Raw genomic sequence first — 16326 nt, forward strand, 5'->3', positions numbered from 1 at the left:
CCCGGTCACCGGTGGCCTACGTCAGATGACGCAGGCAGACTCGCCGGAACGCCCTGATCGACGCGCGTCCGATTGCTCGGGAGTCGACCCGCCGGGCCGGGCTACTGTGGCCCGACCCACACTCCGCAGCCGGTCGCCCGGTCCCCCGCCGGCACCCGAGAGGAACGAGATCAGATGGTGTCACTGGACCAGCTACCCGAGATCAGGACCGATCTCTTCATCGACGGCGCCGTGCACACCGCCGACGACGCGCTGCGCATCGTCGACCCGGCGGACGGCGTGTCCGTGGTCGGCTACGCGGCAGCCGCGAGCAGCAAGCAGGCGGAGTTGGCCGTCGCCGCCGCGCACCGGGCGTTCCCGGCCTGGGCGGCGCGGACCCCGCAGGAGCGGGCGGCGCTGTTGACCGCGGCGCTCGCGCCGCTGGAGGCCGACCGGCCGGCGACGGCGGAGGTCCTGACGCGCGAGAACGGCAAGATCCGGATGGAGTCGTTCATCGACTCCATCGTCTTCGCGCACCGGTTCAACCTGGCCGCCGGCCTGGCCGACGAGCTGGAGCACGTGACCCACCTGCCCGCCCCGCCGTACCGGACCGAGATCTCCTACCTGCCGCTGGGCGTGGTGACCATCATCGTCCCGTTCAACTGGCCGCTGGCGATCCTCGCCGCGTCGCTCCCCCAGGCGCTGCTGGCCGGCAACACCGTCGTGGTGAAGCCGCCACCCACCGCGCCCCTGGCCACCGTCCGCACGGTGCAGCTCGTGGCGCAGAGCCTGCCGCCGGGCGTGCTCAACGTCGTCACCGGCGCCGACGCGGAGATCGGCGCGGCGCTCATCTCCGACGACCGCGTCAAGAAGGTCTGCTTCACCGGCAGCGTCGGCGGCGGCAAGCGGATCATGGAGATGGCGTCCGGGTCCCTGACCCGGGTGGCGCTGGAGCTCGGCGGCAACGACCCGGCGATCGTGCTGGCCGACGCCGACCTCGGCCCGGAGGCGATGCAGCGGCTGTTCACCGGCACCTTCGACTCCACCGGCCAGATCTGCATGGCCACCAAGCGGCTCTATGTGCACCGCTCGCGGTACGACGAGGTGGTCGAGGGGCTGTCCGCGATCGCCGCCGCCCAGCGCCTGGGCCACGGCCTGGACGAAGGCGTCACGATGGGCCCGCTGCACAGCCGCCGGCAGCTGGAGTACGTCCGGGAGCTCACCGGTGCCGCCCGCGCGGCGGGAACCGAGGTGCGCGAGTTCGGCGAGCCGGCCGAGGGCGCCGATCTCTCCCGCGGCAACTTCCTGCGGCCGTCGCTGGTGCTGGATCCGGCCGACGACGCCCGCGTGGTCGTCGAGGAGCAGTTCGGCCCGACCCTGCCGATCCTGCCGTTCGACAACGACGACGACGCGATCGCCCGGGCCAACGACACGTGGTCGGGCCTGTGCTCGTCGGTCTGGACGCAGGACCTCGACCGGGCCGCCGCGGTGGCCAAGCAGCTGCGCACCGGCTACACGTTCGTCAACGCGCACGGCGCGGCCCACCTGGACGAGCGCGCCCCCTTCGGCGGCTTCAACCACAGCGGCATGGGCCGCGAGATGGGCATCGAGGGGGTCCGCGAGTTCATGGACACCCACGCGGTGGGCTTCCCCGCCTGACCCGTTCCGCCACCCGCACCCGGCGATGGGCCGGGGGTCCTTCCGGACCCCCGGCCCATCGGCGCTCGACGTGCCGAGTCCGAGCGACGCGGGCCGGCGGCGCGGGTCAGGCGCGGCGGCGACGTCGGAGCGCGACCGCGACGGCCACGGCGACCAGCACGAGGGAGGCGGCGGCCGGCAGCGCGAGCCGCCGCACCGGGTCCTGCTCGATTCGGGCGACCGGGTCGAGCGCGGCGGTCTCCGCGGCGGGCGTCGCAGCGGTGGAGACGACCGGGGACGCCGCCGCCGACGCGCTGGGCGACGCGCTCGCGGTCGCGCGCAGAGTGGCGCTCGGACGGGCGGTCGGGGCGGCGCCGCCGGCACCGGTGAGAACCACGTCGGAGCAGGAGTAGTAGGTGTCGGGGGTGTCCGAGTTCTGCCAGATGGTGTAGATGACGTGCCGGCCGGTGCGGGCCGGCAGCGTGCCGGTCATCGTGTACGCCCCGGAGCGCAGCGCCGGGTCCGTGGCGGTCAGGAACGGGCGGACGTCCAAATCGGACCAGCGGAGCGGACGGGCCGGGTCGTAACCGTCGCGGGTGAGGTAGAGCCGGAACGTGCCGCGGTGCGGGATCCTGATGCCGTAGCGGAACGTGAAGGGGCTGCCGGCGCGCAGCCGCGTCGTCGGCCAGTCACCGCGCGCCAGATCGAGCCCGGCGAACCGGTCGAGTCCGCCGCTGCAGAGCTGACCGTCCGGGATCCGCTCGCGGTCGCGTCCCCGCACGTTGGCGATGCGCAGGTTGTCCCAGTCCGCCAGCGCGTGGCCGCCGCCGGCCGCCACCGCGGCCCGGCACACCGGCAGCCCGGCCCGCTGTTCCGACGCGCACGCCGCCGCGCGGCTGACCGGGTCGGTCATCGCACCGTGGGCGCGGGCCGGTGTGGGCGCGGCGGCCAGCAGCAGGACCGGAGCGAGGCCCAGGGCGGCGAGCGTGCGGCGTACGGTCATCGGGGGGCCTCCTTCGCCCGGCGCGGCGACGTCGCCGGTCCACAGTGGGGACCGGGTCCACGCGGACCCGGTGCTATGCCGTATTACGGGCGCGACGGGTCAATCGTTCAGCCCTTTTTCGGGTCCGCGTGGAGGCACGGCGGGCCGACGGTCACGGGCGGTAGGTCAGGACCGCCGAGACGAGGTGGACGATCGACTCGGTCAGGGTGCTGAAGGCGGCGGTGCCCGGCGAACCGTCCTCGCCGGCGTACGGGTCGACGACCTGGAGCATCAGCTCGTTGATCCCGCCGACGAGCGCCACGGCCAGCGCAGGGGCCAGCGGCGGGATCTCCGGGTTCGCCGCGCGCCCCTCGTCGACGATCTGCACGAGCGCGTCGGCGAAGCGCCGCTGCATCTCCTGCCGCAGCCCGTACGCGCGCGGCCCGGCGGCCTGGATCTCGACCAGGAGCGTACGGCTGACCGCCGGCAGCGCGTCCAGCGCGGACAGATACGCCGTCACGACCACCCGCACCCGCTCGCGCCACGGCTGGTCCGGCGTGCCGGCGGCGCGCACAACCTCGATCAGCCGGGCGGCGGCGTCGGCGTAGAACGCCATCAGGCACTCCTCCTTGTCGGCGAAGTGCTCGTAGAAGGTCCGCTTGGAGACGCGGGCGTGCGCGACGATGTCGGCGATGGTGCTCGCCGCGTACCCCTTTTCGGTGACCGCCGCCGCCAGCCCGTGAGCCAGGCTCAGCCGCACCTCGGCGGCGGCCCGTGATGTCGTGGCCACGCTCTCTCCCTGCTCCGCGCCGCGACGGCGCCGGTACGGAATCGTACCGCCGAGAATTCACATCTACCGCTCTGGTTAACGCGGTGGTAACTTCCCGCTTGACGGGTGGTACCGGGCGGTACCACTGCGTCCAGTGAGGAGCGGGCCGCGATGACGACCGACGAACGCCATTCGCACATCGCGATCATCGGCGCGGGTTTCGGCGGCATCGGCGCCGCGATCCGGCTCCGCCGGGAGGGCTACCGCGACTTCGTCGTCTTCGACCGCGGCGGCGACGTCGGCGGCACCTGGCGCGACAACTCGTACCCCGGCTGCGCCTGCGACGTGCCCTCCCACATGTACTCCCTGTCGTTCGCGCCGAACCCGGAATGGAGCCGCAGCTTCTCCGGGCAGGCGGAGATCTGGGCCTACCTGCGCCGGTGCGTCGCCGAGCACGGCGTGCGACCGCACCTACGGCTGGAGCACGAGGTGCACGCCGCGGCCTGGGACGACGCTGCCGGGCGCTGGGTGATAGACACGTCGCAGGGGCGCTACACGGCCGAGTTCCTGGTCGCCGCCGGCGGGCCGCTGAGCGAGCCGTCCATCCCGAACCTGCCCGGGCTGGAGACCTTCGCCGGCGAGGTCTTCCACTCCGCGCGCTGGAACCACGACCACGACCTGACCGGACGCCGGGTCGCGGTGATCGGCACCGGGGCCTCGGCGATCCAGTTCGTGCCCCGGATCGCGCCGGCCGTTGAGCGGCTGCACCTGTTCCAGCGCACCCCGCCCTGGGTGATGCCCCGCGCCGACCGCGCCGTCACCGGCATCGAGAAACGCCTGTTCCGGCACGTGCCGGGGGCGCAGCGGCTGGCCCGCGCCGGGGTCTACTGGGGACGCGAGGCGATGGCCGTCGGTTTCCTGCACCCCGCGGTGATGCGCGTGGCGCAACGGATCGCGCGGACCCACCTCAACCGGGCGATCAAGGACCCGGCGCTGCGCGCGAAGCTCACCCCGAGCTACACCATGGGGTGCAAGCGCGTGCTGCTCTCCAACGACTACTATCCGGCGCTCGCCCGCGACAACGTGGACGTGGTCACCGACGGCATCGCGGAGATCCGGCCGGAGGGCGTCGTCACCCGGGACGGCAGCCTGCACGAGGCCGACACCATCATCTTCGGCACCGGGTTCCACGTCACCGACATGCCGCTCGCACAGCGGCTGCGCGGACGCGACGGGCGCACCCTCGCCGACACCTGGCGGGACACCATGCGCGCCTACCAGGGGACGTCCGTCACCGGCTTCCCCAACCTGTTCTTCCTGCTCGGACCGAACACGGGACTAGGACACACCTCCGTCGTGTTCATGATCGAGTGCCAGATCGGCTACCTGCTCGGAATGCTGCGGCACCTGCGCGCCACCGGCGTCCGGGCGATCGAGCCCACACCCGAGGCGCAGGCCGACTTCGTCGCCCGCGTCGACCGCAAGATGGGCGGCACGGTCTGGTCGCGGGGCGGCTGCCGGAGCTGGTACCTCGACGCCACCGGCCGCAACTCCACCCTGTGGCCCGGTTACACCTGGTCGTACTGGCTGCGCACGCGGCGCTTCGACGCCGCGGCGTACCGGCCGGTCCCGGTCGCGCAGCGCGTCGGGGTCGCCGCGGGCGCGGAGGAGGCGCGATGAAGGGTTCGCTGGCCGGCAGGGTCGTCCTGATCACCGGCGCGGCGCGGGGCATCGGCGAGCACACCGCCCGGCTCGCGGCGGCCCGCGGCGCCCGCGTCGCGCTGCTCGGGCTGGAGGCCGAGCGGCTCGCCGGCCTCGCGGCGGAGCTGGGCGGGCCGCACGTGTGGTTCGAGTGCGACGTCACCGACCAGGCCGCGCTGACGCGCGCGGTGGCGGGCACCGTCGACGCGCTCGGCGGGATCGACGCGGTGGTGGCCAACGCCGGCGTCGCCAACCGCGGCACGATCGCCGTCGGCGACATCGAGGCGCTGACCCGTACGGTCGAGGTCAACCTCATCGGCGTGATGCGCACCGTCGGCGCGACGGTCGACGAGGTCATCGCCCGGCGCGGCTACTTCCTGCTGGTCTCCTCGGCGGCGGCGTTCACCGCGCTGCCCGGCATGGCCGCCTACTGCGCGTCGAAGGCCGGGGTCGAGCACTTCGGCAACGCGATCCGGCTCGAGCTCGCGCACCGCGGCGTGCGGGTCGGGACGGCGCATCCGTCGTGGATCGACACCGACCTGGTCCGCGACGCGAAGGACGACCTGCCCGCGTTCCGCGAGGCGCTGCGCAAGCTGCCGTGGCCGATGGGCTCGACCACGTCCGTGCAGACCTGCGCCGCGGCGTTCGTGGACGCGATCGAGCGGCGTCGCCGCCGGGTGTACGTGCCCCGCGTGGTCGGCGCGGTGCAGGCGATGCGCACCGTGGTGCTCGGCCCGCTCGCCGAACGGATCATCGCCCGCACCGCGCGCACCTCGGTGCCGCAGATGGAGGCGCAGGCGCGCGCCCTGGGTCGCTCATTCGGCGCCCACACCCCCCAGCCGACCGCGGTCGCGCCGCCGACCACGACTCCCGAGGAGCGATGACCATGGAGCTGCCGCTGTCGTACGAACGACGGGGCGCCGGCGAGCCGCTGGTGCTGCTGCACGGCATCGGCCACCACTGGCAGGCCTGGCAGCCGGTGCTGGACCGGCTCGCCGAGACCCACGACGTGATCGCGATCGACCTGCCCGGCTTCGGCCGGTCCCCGCTGCCGGCCGCCGGCCTGCCGCAGGACATGCCGCAGCTGGTCACGGCGATCAGCGAGATCCTCGACCAGCTGGGGCTGGAGCGCCCGCACGTCGCCGGCAACAGCCTCGGCGGCGCGATCGCGCTGGAGCTCGCCGCCGCCGGGCGCGTCGCCTCCGCGACCGCGCTCTCGCCGGCCGGGTTCTGCACCCCGCGGCAGCTGCGCCGGGCGCTGTGGCTGCTCGGGATGCTCCGGTACGCCGCCCACCTGCCGCGGCCGGTGCTGCGGGCCACCTACCGGTCGTCGCTGCTGCGGGCGATGTCGTTCGGACTGCTGCTGTCCCGGCCGCGCCGGATCACCGCCGAGGCGGCGCTCGCCGACACGCTGGCGCTGCGCAACGCGCGCGCGTTCCGCGCGGTGGCCCGCTCCGGCCGCCGGTACGGCTTCCGGGGCGCGCCGCGCGTGCCGGTGACGATCGCCTGGGGCACCCGGGACCGGATCCTGCCGTACGAGGGCGCGGACCTGGCCCGCGAGCTGCTGCCCACCGCGACCCACATCGATCTGGTCGGCTGCGGCCACGTGCCGATGCACGACGACCCCGAGCTGGTCGCCGCGGTGATCCTGTCCACCACGACGGCGGCGTCCCCCGCCCGGGAGGTGTCGGGCTGACCCGCCGACCGGGCGGCCGCGCGCGGCGTTTCACCAGGTCCGGGCCGGGTACGGCGTTGGCGGGTGGGACAACGCGGAGGTTTCGACGATGCCGAGTTCGAGTTCATGGGTGCACCAGGCCGTGGCGACCGCGGAGGGCGGACGCGTGCGCACCGACGACGGGGAGCTATCGACGAGACTCTCCTCGCCGCTGGCGCCCGAGGGCACCGGCCTCACCCCGGAACAGCTGCTGGCGGCGGCGTTCGCGTCGTGCCTGCACCACGCCGCCGTCGAGGCGTCCACCCAGATCACCGACGAGTCGCACACCGTCCAGGTGCGGGCCGAGGCGCGGTTGCAGCGCGACGAGGACGGCTGTTACCGCGCCGATGTCCGGGCCAGTATCGGCTCGTGCGGCCTCTCGCCGCGACAGCTGTCATCGCTGGTCGAGTACGCCGACCGGCTCTGGCCGTTCTGCCGCGACGGGGAGCCGCGGCACACCCTGACAGTGGTGCCGGCCGGCCACGAGGCGCGCTGACGCGCGCGTACGGACTGGCGGGTGTGTCACCGGCGGAAACCGGCGACGACCGCCCGGTGGTCGCTGGCCGGGGTCCGCACGACACCGGCCGAGGCGGCGGTCAGACCCCGGTAGAGCACGTGGTCCGGCCGGGTCACCGGCAGCGCCGACGGCCAGGTGAAGCCGAAGCCCCGCCCGGCCTCCGCCTGCGCGTCGTGAAGCTGGTCGGTCAGCGGCGCCATCATCCGGTCGGTGGTCGCGGTGTTGAAGTCGCCGAGCACGATGATCCGCTGTGCGCCGTCGCGGCGCAGCGCGGCGGAGAGCGCCTCGACGGTGTGGTCGCGGGTCGCGGTCCGGCCGGCCCGCGCCGAGCCGAGGTGCACGACGTAGACGACCACGTCGCCGGTGGGCGCGGCGACCACGGCGCGCAGCGCGCGCGTCCACGGCAGGCCGGTGTCGACGCCGACCGACTCCCGGATCGGCCACCGACTCCAGAGCCCGACCGTGGACTGTTCGGCCTCGTGCGGATAGCGATCGCGCAGCGTCTCCCGCACGGACGGCCGCGCCTCACCGGCGATCTCCTGCAGCGCGATCACATCGGGGTCGCTCGCCACGACGGCGCGCACGGTGGCGGACGGGTCGGCGTTGCCCACCTTCAGGTTCTGGCTCGCCACCCGCAGCTCGACCGGCCCGCCACCGTCGGGCAGCCAGACGGCGCCGAAGAGCGCGGCCCAGGCGACGGCCGGCACCAGCACGGCCAGCAGCGCCCGCCGCGACCGACGGAGCAGCGCGGTGAGCGCGAGGACGGGAACGCCGAGGCCGAGGAAGGGTGCGCCGCTGTCGATCAGGCTGCCGACGCCGCGGACGTTGGGGATGAAGCGGTGCCCGGCGAGCAGCGCGGTGAGCAGGGTCGCGGCGATGACGATCCCGCCGCCGCGGGACCGCGACGGCAGGGCCTGAGCCCCGGTGCTGATGTTCTCCGTCCCCACCGGCGGCATGGTAACGGAGGGCGACGGCAGGCAGACGGCGAGTCAGGCCGACCGGTCGCGACCGCCGCCGACGCCCCGCGGCGCCCGGCCGGGGCCGCCGGCAGTGGGCGGCCGCGCCGTCGTCCGATCACCCGAGCGGCGGCCGCCCCGATCGGCCGGGGCGCCCTCGGCCGTTCCCCCGACCGGTCCCGGGGCGCGCGAGCGCCGCACAGTGCGGCGAGAATTGCGAGGTTTAGACCCATAAAACCGATAAGACGGACATAGTGCGCTCGCCGTGTACCGACCCGTCCCGCCCGGCTTCCCACAACCTGACTGACTACTCAGCCGGTAAGTGTGCGGCATCCCACACAGCCGGCCCGTCACATCGGTGAAAACCGTGTTTAGCCTCGGCGCGTGCGGCAGAAGAAGCGACCTCAGCATGCGGCGGGCACCCCGGGCCGAGTTGCCCGTTCGGTGGACCCCCCCTCGGCCAACCAGCCCCCCGGCCGGCACCGCGCCACGCGCGCGGCCGACTCCGACCCGCTCGGGCTCCGCCGCCGGCGGCTGCTGACGTCCCGGCCGCTGCGGCTCGGGGTCGCCACGGCGTTCGTCGGGGCGCTCGGCTTCGTCGCGTACACGGAGGCCCAGCGGCCGACCGACACCGCACCCGTCTCGCCGGCCGCGATCGCCGAACGGGACGCCGCCGCCGATCAGGCCGCATCGCGCTCCTTCGACCGCGCCGCCGCCACCCCGTCGCCGACGGCCAGCCCCACGCCCGCCGCCACACCGACACCGAAGAAGCCGCCCGCTCCGGCCCGGGTCGCGCCGGTCGCCGGTCTCACCCAGGCCCAGATGGACAACGCCCGCGCCATCGTGCAGGCGGGCGCCAAGGAGAAGGTGCCGCGCTTCGGGCTCATCGTCGCGGTCGCCACGGCGATGCAGGAGAGCAACCTCTACAACCTCGCCAGCGGCGTGGTGCCGGAGTCGCAGAACTACCCGAACCAGGGCATGGGGTACGACCACGACTCGGTCGGGCTCTTCCAGCAGCGGAGCAGCACCGGGTGGGGCGCGGTGCGCGACCTGATGCGCCCGGCGTTCGCCGCGCAGCAGTTCTACCGGGAACTGCTGAAGGTGCCCGGCTGGGAGCAGCTCAGCCTGACGGTCGCGGCGCAGCGCGTGCAGAAGTCGGCGTTCCCGGACGCGTACGCCAAGCACGAACCGAGGGCGACCGCCGTGGTGGACGCGCTCCTCACCTGACACCTCCGGTCACTACCGCCCAGCGGAGATCATCCGACTGCGGATCCGGGGCCACCGCGCCCCCGCCGGACGCGGCGACCCGCCGTCGGCCGGCGCGCTCCCGCCGTTCGACGCCGGCGGCTGCGCGTCGCCGCCGCCGGTCCCGGTCCGCGCCGCCGGGGCCGCCGGCTGCCGCCCCGGGGTCGCGCCCGGCGTCGGCTCCCCCGGCGCGTCCGCCCGGTCGGTGAAGCGGATCTGCCGCAGGATCACGTCGACCTCCTGCTCACGCCGCCGGCGTGCGTGCAGCGCGGCCTCGAAGTCCCGTCGCGCCTGCAGCGCGTCGTTGTACGCCTGCTCGCGCACCTGCGCGGCCTCGCGACGGGCGGCCGCCAACTCGGCGTTCGCCTGCGCCACGATCTCGGTCGCCTCCTCCTGCGCCAGCTCGAGCATGTGGTGCAGCCGCGCCGACGTCCGGTACACCGCCGGGCGGCCGCGCAGCATCCGACGCAGTCGCGTCACCTCTTCGCGCAACAGCGTCAGCTCCGCGGCCGCCGCGACGGCGGCCCGCGTCTCCGTCGTCATCCTGTCGAGCTGTTCGCCGAGATCCTCCAGGCAGTGGTCGACCTGCTCGCGGTCATACCCCAGCTCCACCACCGAGAATTCCATTCCGTGTTCCCCCACCCAGCCAGTCAGTTGCCCCTCGGTCATCCTCTCGGCAGCGCGCGGGATTTCGCGAAGGTATTGCGAAATCCATTCGTTTCCATTCCATCCCCCGAACCCCGTCGAGCTCATCGCGCCCCCGCCGGTGCCGCGCCCCCGGATGTCCCCGCCCGCCGGACGCGGGCGGCGTCGATCAGCATCAGCACGCCGACCACGAGCGCGTACACGCCGATGACCTGCGCGATCGCCAGTGCGCCGAGGGTGGGCAGCACGAGCACCAGCACGCCCGCCGCCACGGTCACCGCGCCGGTCACGGCGATCAGCCAGTGCCCGCGCTGCTGCGCCGCGGCCCAGATGTCACCGACACCGGTGATCACGGCCCAGGCTCCGATCAGCGTCACCAGCACCAGCACGCTGATCTGCGGCCAGATCAGCGTCGCCAGCCCGGCGGCGACGCCCAGGAGCGCGGCGATCACCTGCGGCGCGCGTCGCCGCAGCCGCTGCTGCCGCGTGCCGTCGCCGCGACGCGCCAGGTCGATCAGGACGAACGCGCTGTTGACCAACGCGAACGCCCCGAAGAGCAGGGCGAGCGCGTAGACGGTCAGCCGCGGCCAGAAGACGGCCCACAGACCGAACAGGACGGCGATGGCGCCCCGCAGCGCGAGCATGGCGGAGGAGCGCACCTCGGTCACCTCACCCTCTCGCCGGCCAGCGCCCGCTGCGCCGCCCGCTCGGTGTGCGTCCGCATCGGCGGGACGGTGCGGCGCCAGTGGCGGTAGATCCGCTCGTACCGCATCGCCATCACGTCCGGAGAGAAGTTCGTCCGCACGTGCCGCGCGCACACCTGCGGATCGGTCAGCGCCACCTGTTCGATCGCGCCCGGCAACTCCTCCGGGCGATCGCAGATGAGGCCGGTCTCGCCGTGCACCACCACCTCCGGGATGGCCCCGCGCCGCAGCGCCACCACCGGCGTCCCGGCGGCCATGGCCTCCAGCAGCACCATGCCGAAGGGCTCCTCCCACCGGATCGGCATCAGCAGGCAGCGCGCCTGCGCGAGCAATTGCCAGCACCGCTCACGGCTGGGGCTGATCAGCAGCTCGACGTCCGGCCCGAGCATCGGTCGGATCATCTCGTCGAGGTAGCGCTGCTCGCGCGGCTCGCTGGCCTTGCCGGCCAGCACCAACGGCACCCCGGCGGCGCGGCACGCCGCGATCGCCAGGTCCGGCCCCTTCGCCTCCGAGAACCGCGCGAGCCACAGCGCCGGGCCGCCCGGGGTCGGCGCGGACTTCGGGCGCACCCCCGCGGCCAGTCCGTTGTAGACGGTCGCGGCCCAGGGCAGCCCCGCCCCGACGCGCCGCTGCGCGTACGAGATGGCTACCAACGCCACCGCGCGGTCGATGTGCCGCAGGTACTCGCCGAGCTCACCGGAGGGCGCGTTGTGCACAGTGACCACCGTGGGGACCCGCCGTTGCGCCGCCGCCAGCGGCCCCACCACGGTGTGGTCGTGCACGACGTCGAAGCTGTCGTCCTCGATCAGCCGGTCCACGCGGGCGAGGTGGACCAGTTCCGGCATCGACTCCCCGAGCCGGTCCGCCTGCGGCTGTTGAATGGTGCTGACGAAGTTCGCGGACGTGCCGGTCCTGCTGCCCGCGCCGAAGAGCGTGACCTCGTTGCCGCGGGCGACCAGCGCGTCCACCAGGGCCGCGCAGACCTGCTCCACACCGCCGTAGCTCGGCGGCGGCAGCTCGTAGTACGGCGGGACGATCATCGCGATTCGCAGCGGTCGGGCGTCGTCCTGCCTCGACGGGATGTCATGCACCACGCACCCCCTGGGGCGTCACCCCGACGCAACGGCCGGATACCTGAGCATTACCCGGGGTTGTGCCGGTAAACGCGACGGGTCGGTGGGACGTCGATGCCGTCACCACCGCTGGGCGCGCCCCGGCGAGGCGCCGAGCGCGAGCGCCTCGACGGCGGCCAGGATTCCGTCCACGCCCGGGTTGACCTCCCGCGGCGACACGTGGCTGTAGACGATCGTTCCGTCCCCGTCGATCAGGAACAGCGCCCGCTCACAGAACCCGTCATCCGGGCGGTAGACGCCGTACCGCCGCGCGACGGCGCCGCGGGGACGCGCGTCGGAGAGCAGATCGAACCGGATGCCGCGGCGGGAGGCGAACATCCGGTGCGACCGGACGCTGTCCACGGACACTCCCAACACCGTCGCTCCGAACTGGTGGAACTCGGGCATCAGCGTCTGATAGAGCGCCAACTGCTCGCCACAGACCCGGCTGCGGTCGCCCGGATAGAAGGCCAGCACGACCGGGCGTCCTCGCAGCGACGACAGGGACACCGCGCGGTGCGGCGACGCCGGGAGCGTGAAGTCGGGCGCCGGCGTACGGGGCAGCGGGAGATCCGTGCCGTGCATCATGAGTCGATGCTCCGGGCGCGACGGATGAGCGCGGTTCACCCGGGTCGGATGGTTGGCCACCCCCCTCCCGGCCGGGCCGGGCTCCGCCACCGCCGACGCGCCGCGACCGCGCGCCGGGCTCCTCCCCGCGTCGCGCGGGCACGTTAGTTCGCGGACGATCCGGGAACGCGGGGGCCGACGCGCCGGCCGGATCCTCCGGGGCCAGCCCGTCGGTCCCGCCCCACGCGGCGGCGCGTCCATTCCGCGATGCCTCGACCCCGGCGAGGCGACAGCGCCCGGAAGGGAACGGGTATGCGCACAGCTGGTCAGGAAACCACCACGTGGCAACGGCCGTCACGACCGGCCGCGACGGTCCAGCCCGCCACACTCGCGTCGTCGACGCCGGCGGGCACCGCCGAGCCCGACGGGCTGCCGCTGCTGGCGTCCAAGCTGACCGTGCCGGAGCCGCCCGCGGCCGTGGTGCTGCGGCCGCGACTGACGACGCTGCTCGACGCCGGCACGGGCGGCCCGGTGACGCTGGTCGCCGCCCCGGCGGGCTGGGGGAAGACGGTGCTGCTGTCGTCGTGGCTCGCCGCCGGCTACGCCCGGTTCCCGGCCGTGTGGATGACCGTCGAGCCCAGCGACCGCGGGCCGCGCTTCTGGTCGTACCTGCGCGCCGCGCTGAGCTCCGCGGTGCTGCCCCATCACGCGCAGCCCCCGGCGGCGCCGCCGCCGACCACCGCCGACGAGGCGTTCCTGCCCCGGCTGGCGGCCGCGGTGGCCGCGCTGCCCGAGCCCGTCGTGGTCATCCTGGACGACGTCCACCTCGTCGACGATCCGGGCGTGCTGCACGGACTCGAGTTCCTGCTGCGGCACGGCAACGGACGCCTCCGACTGGTCATCGCCGCTCGCACCGAGCCCGGCCTGCCGTTGCACCGGTGGCGGCTCACCGGCGAGCTGACCGAGTTGCGCGCCGCCGATCTGGCCTTCACCGAGCCGGAAACCGCGGAGCTGATCGTGCGGCACGGGCTGTCCCTACCCGGCCAGCTCGCCCGGGCGCTGCACGCCCGCACCGAGGGCTGGGCCGCGGGTGTCCGGCTGGCCGCCCTGGGGCTGCGGGCCGACCCCGACCCGGCCGGCTTCGTCGCCCGGTTCGGCGGCGACCAGGCCGGCGTCGCCGAGTACCTCACCGCCGAACTGCTCACCCCGCTGTCGCCGGAGGTACGCGACGTCCTGCTGCGCACCGCGGTGCTGCAGCGGCTGTGCGGGGATTCCGCGGACGCGCTGACCGGCCGGACGGACGGCGAGCGGGCGCTTGCCACCGCCGCCGGCGAGGCGACCGGGTTCGTCGTCCCGCTCAGCGGCGAACCCGGCTGGTACCGGTGCCACCCCCTCGTCGGCGACCTGCTGCACGCGCAACTGGTCCGGCAACGCCCCGACGACGTCCCCGAGCTGCACCGGCGGGCGGCGCGCTGGCACGCGGGACACGGGCTCCCGGGCGCCGCGCTGCGGCACGCGCTCGCCGGCGGCGACCGGGCCACCGCGGTCGGCGTGCTCGCGCGGCACTGGCCCGCCGTGCTGCTCTGCGGGCACGACGAGACGTTGCGGGCCCCGCTACCGGCCCCGGCGCCGGACGACACCGGGACGCTGCTCGCGCTCGCGTACGCCGCCGACCGGCTCGACGCCGGGGATCCAGCCGGTGCCGACGAGTACCTGCGGCGGGTGGACACGCACCCCACGGCGACGCCGGAGCTGGTGACCGGACACGTGCTCCGGGCGACCGCCGCCGGCGACCTGACCGAGGCGGTCCGCCGCGCGCACCAGCTGCGCGGACTCGGGCCCACCGACGCCGCCGTCGCCGGCCCCGCCGGTGTCATCGCGTTCGCCGCGCTCGGCGGCGCCCAACTGATCCGCGGCGAGCCGGCCGCCGCGCAGGCGACGCTGCGCACCGGGCTGGGCGAGGCGAACGACATCGGGTACGGGTGCGGCGCGCGGCTGTCCGGCGCGCGCCTCGCGCTGCTGCACGCCCTCGCCGGGCAGCTGCGGGTCGCCGACGCGACCGCCCGCGCCGCGCTGGCCGTACCCGGCTGCCGCGGCCGCCGGTGCCCGTCGCACACCGCCGCCGCGCACCTCGCGCTCGCCGTCGTCGCGCACGAGCGGGACGCCCGGAGCGAGGCGGCACGACACCTGCAGCGCGCCGCCGCGCTCGCCACCGAACCGGCGCTGGCCGCGCCGATCGCGATCGTCCGCGCCTGGCTGCTGCAGGCCGACGGGGAGCCCGGCCAAGCGGTGGAGGCGCTGCTGGCCGGCCGGCGCGAGCTCGACGCCGGCCAGCGCACCCGCCACCTCGACCAGTGGCTCTGCGCGACGGAGGCCGAGCTGCGGGGCGCCCGCGGCGAGACGGCGGCCGCGCGCGAGCTGGTGGCCGCGGCTCTGGCGGGATGCGACGGGCGCGACGACGCGCTGTCGGTGGCGCTGGCCCGGACGCACCTGCGCGCCGGTGACCCGGCCGCGGCCGCGGCGGCGCTGCCGGACTGGTCGACGCCGCCGCACCAGCCGACACCGCTGGCGCTGCGGCTGGAGAGCGGACTGGTCGAGGCGCTGGCGGCGCACGGCCTCGGCGACCAGCGGCGGGCACACCAGATTCTGGAGCGTGTGCTGGAACTGGCCGAGCCGGACGGGCACCGCCGGGTCTTCACGCGCGGCCCGTCGACGTTGCGCACCCTGCTCGCTGAACATCTCGACCGCGGCACCGCGCACCGGCCCACGATCGACGAGGTGATCGCCGCGACCGATCGGCGCCATGGCGAGCGGCGGCACGCCGCGCCGGCGGAGCCGTTGACCGAGCGGGAGCTGACCATCCTGCGTTACCTGCAGAGCACCCTGTCCAACGGCGAGATCGCCGCCGAGCTGTTCCTCTCGGTCAACACCGTGAAGACGCATGTGCGCAACATCTACCAGAAGCTCGGCGCGCCGCGCCGACGCGAGGCGGTGCGGCGGGCGCGGGAGCTCCGGCTGCTCTGACACCCCGCCGATCGGGCGGGGCGTACGACGGCCCGCCCCGCCGCGCCGGCGCGCCCGCATCCGCCCAGACAGGAGGAGAGCACCGATGACCACCGCGACCAGGACCCGCACCGATGAGGAGGTCCAGCGGGACGTCCTCGACGAGCTGCAGTGGGACGCCCGGGTGCAGCCCAACGAGATCGGCGTCGCCGTGCGCGACGGCGTGGTGACCCTGATGGGCTGGGTGGACAACTACGGCAAGAAGTGGGCCGCGGAGCGGACCGCGCACCGGGTGCGCGGCGTCACGGCCGTCGCGAACGACGTCGAGGTCCGGCTGCCGAGCGCTCACCAGCGCACCGACACGGACATCGCCGCCGCGGCGACCGGGACGCTGGAGTGGGACGCGTTCGTGCCGATCGAGCGGCTCGACGTCACGGTGACGCGCGGTTGGCTCACCCTCAAGGGCGAGGTGGAGTGGGAGTTCCAGCGGCGCGCCGCGGAACAGTCGGTGCGTCGGCTGGCCGGCGTACGGGGCGTGACGAATCTGATCGCCGTGCAGCCGCGGATCAACCCCTCCCCCACCGAGCTGCGGCGGCGCCTGACCGACGCGTTGCGCCGCAGCGCCGAGACCGACCCGCGGCGGGTCACCGTCGACACCGACGGCGGCACGGTGCTCCTCGGGGGGACCGTGCGGTCCTGGGTGCACCGGGCAGAGGCGGAGCGCATCAGCTGGTGCGCTCCGGGCGTCACCGCCGTGCAGAACGACATCACCGTGGACCCCGGGGCCTGAGCGC

Annotated in this window: 15 protein-coding genes; 8 read left to right on the forward strand and 7 right to left on the reverse strand. The window is 74.8% G+C overall.

What is annotated here, in order from left to right; all coding sequences use genetic code 11:
- Positions 1-174 precede the first annotated feature (174 nt).
- Positions 175-1638: an aldehyde dehydrogenase family protein gene (locus BLW47_RS19615; protein WP_091559948.1), complete on the forward strand. Its 1464-nt coding sequence runs from the start codon at positions 175-177 to the stop codon at positions 1636-1638.
- A gap of 106 nt (positions 1639-1744) precedes the next feature.
- Here BLW47_RS19615 and BLW47_RS19620 read toward each other — a convergent pair whose 3' ends face one another.
- Both BLW47_RS19620 and BLW47_RS19625 read right to left on the reverse strand, forming a co-directional pair.
- Positions 1745-2620 carry a lytic polysaccharide monooxygenase auxiliary activity family 9 protein gene (locus tag BLW47_RS19620; RefSeq protein WP_091559953.1) on the reverse strand — a complete coding sequence of 292 codons (876 nt, stop codon included), beginning with the start codon at positions 2618-2620 and terminating at the stop codon, positions 1745-1747.
- Between the two features lie 151 nt (positions 2621-2771).
- A complete protein-coding gene (locus BLW47_RS19625; RefSeq protein ID WP_175543722.1) occupies positions 2772-3389 on the reverse strand; it encodes a TetR/AcrR family transcriptional regulator in 618 nt (205 codons plus the stop codon).
- Positions 3390-3539: 150 nt separating this feature from the next.
- On the opposite strand from BLW47_RS19625, the gene BLW47_RS19630 reads away from it, so the two are divergent.
- From BLW47_RS19630 to BLW47_RS19645, 4 genes are all read left to right on the forward strand, one after another.
- Positions 3540-5048, forward strand: a complete 1509-nt coding sequence (locus BLW47_RS19630; protein WP_091559961.1) for a flavin-containing monooxygenase — start codon at positions 3540-3542, stop codon at positions 5046-5048.
- The gene (locus BLW47_RS19635) at positions 5045-5953 is read left to right on the forward strand and encodes an SDR family oxidoreductase (protein WP_091559964.1); all 909 of its coding nucleotides are present in this window, start codon (positions 5045-5047) and stop codon (positions 5951-5953) included. The genes BLW47_RS19630 and BLW47_RS19635 overlap by 4 nt, the downstream gene beginning before the upstream one ends.
- A complete protein-coding gene (locus BLW47_RS19640; protein WP_091559969.1) occupies positions 5950-6765 on the forward strand; it encodes an alpha/beta fold hydrolase in 816 nt (271 codons plus the stop codon). The genes BLW47_RS19635 and BLW47_RS19640 overlap by 4 nt, the downstream gene beginning before the upstream one ends.
- A gap of 88 nt (positions 6766-6853) precedes the next feature.
- Entirely contained in the window at positions 6854-7279 is a 426-nt protein-coding gene (locus tag BLW47_RS19645) for an OsmC family protein (RefSeq protein WP_091559972.1), read from the forward strand.
- A 26-nt stretch (positions 7280-7305) separates the two neighbouring features.
- Here BLW47_RS19645 and BLW47_RS19650 read toward each other — a convergent pair whose 3' ends face one another.
- Positions 7306-8247: an endonuclease/exonuclease/phosphatase family protein gene (locus BLW47_RS19650; RefSeq protein WP_245736797.1), complete on the reverse strand. Its 942-nt coding sequence runs from the start codon at positions 8245-8247 to the stop codon at positions 7306-7308.
- 453 nt (positions 8248-8700) lie between these two features.
- Here BLW47_RS19650 and BLW47_RS19655 point away from each other — a divergent pair, with 453 nt between their 5' ends.
- Positions 8701-9483: a hypothetical protein gene (locus tag BLW47_RS19655; RefSeq protein ID WP_245736799.1), complete on the forward strand. Its 783-nt coding sequence runs from the start codon at positions 8701-8703 to the stop codon at positions 9481-9483.
- 12 nt (positions 9484-9495) lie between these two features.
- Here BLW47_RS19655 and BLW47_RS19660 read toward each other — a convergent pair whose 3' ends face one another.
- The 4 genes from BLW47_RS19660 to BLW47_RS19675 all read right to left on the reverse strand — a co-directional run bounded on the left by BLW47_RS19660 (position 9496) and on the right by BLW47_RS19675 (position 12550).
- Positions 9496-10128, reverse strand: coding sequence for a hypothetical protein (locus tag BLW47_RS19660; RefSeq protein WP_091559983.1), 633 nt, complete (start codon positions 10126-10128; stop codon positions 9496-9498).
- A 122-nt stretch (positions 10129-10250) separates the two neighbouring features.
- On the reverse strand, positions 10251-10805 hold the full coding sequence (locus BLW47_RS19665; protein ID WP_217634902.1) for an HdeD family acid-resistance protein: 555 nt from the start codon (positions 10803-10805) through the stop codon (positions 10251-10253).
- Between the two features lie 5 nt (positions 10806-10810).
- Complete coding sequence (locus BLW47_RS19670) at positions 10811-11890, reverse strand: glycosyltransferase family 4 protein (RefSeq protein ID WP_091560406.1); 1080 nt, start codon at positions 11888-11890, stop codon at positions 10811-10813.
- A gap of 153 nt (positions 11891-12043) precedes the next feature.
- On the reverse strand, positions 12044-12550 hold the full coding sequence (locus tag BLW47_RS19675) for a redoxin domain-containing protein (RefSeq protein WP_091559987.1): 507 nt from the start codon (positions 12548-12550) through the stop codon (positions 12044-12046).
- Between the two features lie 291 nt (positions 12551-12841).
- Here BLW47_RS19675 and BLW47_RS19680 point away from each other — a divergent pair, with 291 nt between their 5' ends.
- Entirely contained in the window at positions 12842-15553 is a 2712-nt protein-coding gene (locus tag BLW47_RS19680; protein WP_091559991.1) for a helix-turn-helix transcriptional regulator, read from the forward strand.
- 85 nt (positions 15554-15638) lie between these two features.
- Entirely contained in the window at positions 15639-16322 is a 684-nt protein-coding gene (locus BLW47_RS19685) for a BON domain-containing protein (RefSeq protein WP_091559995.1), read from the forward strand.
- Positions 16323-16326 lie beyond the last annotated feature (4 nt).

The organism is Micromonospora pattaloongensis, assembly GCF_900107255.1.
GTDB lineage: Bacteria > Actinomycetota > Actinomycetes > Mycobacteriales > Micromonosporaceae > Micromonospora_I > Micromonospora_I pattaloongensis.

Excerpts from the sequence above, each read along its gene's own strand:
- BLW47_RS19680 (WP_091559991.1), top strand. The coding sequence starts at position 12,842 with ATGCGCACAGCTGGTCAGGAAACCACCACGTGGCAACGGCCGTCACGA.
- BLW47_RS19620 (WP_091559953.1), bottom strand. The coding sequence starts at position 2,620 with ATGACCGTACGCCGCACGCTCGCCGCCCTGGGCCTCGCTCCGGTCCTG.
- BLW47_RS19630 (WP_091559961.1), top strand. The coding sequence starts at position 3,540 with ATGACGACCGACGAACGCCATTCGCACATCGCGATCATCGGCGCGGGT.
- BLW47_RS19635 (WP_091559964.1), top strand. The coding sequence starts at position 5,045 with ATGAAGGGTTCGCTGGCCGGCAGGGTCGTCCTGATCACCGGCGCGGCG.
- BLW47_RS19670 (WP_091560406.1), bottom strand. The coding sequence starts at position 11,890 with ATGATCGTCCCGCCGTACTACGAGCTGCCGCCGCCGAGCTACGGCGGT.
- BLW47_RS19645 (WP_091559972.1), top strand. The coding sequence starts at position 6,854 with ATGCCGAGTTCGAGTTCATGGGTGCACCAGGCCGTGGCGACCGCGGAG.
- BLW47_RS19675 (WP_091559987.1), bottom strand. The coding sequence starts at position 12,550 with ATGATGCACGGCACGGATCTCCCGCTGCCCCGTACGCCGGCGCCCGAC.
- BLW47_RS19640 (WP_091559969.1), top strand. The coding sequence starts at position 5,950 with ATGACCATGGAGCTGCCGCTGTCGTACGAACGACGGGGCGCCGGCGAG.
- BLW47_RS19615 (WP_091559948.1), top strand. The coding sequence starts at position 175 with ATGGTGTCACTGGACCAGCTACCCGAGATCAGGACCGATCTCTTCATC.
- BLW47_RS19685 (WP_091559995.1), top strand. The coding sequence starts at position 15,639 with ATGACCACCGCGACCAGGACCCGCACCGATGAGGAGGTCCAGCGGGAC.
- BLW47_RS19660 (WP_091559983.1), bottom strand. The coding sequence starts at position 10,128 with ATGGAATTCTCGGTGGTGGAGCTGGGGTATGACCGCGAGCAGGTCGAC.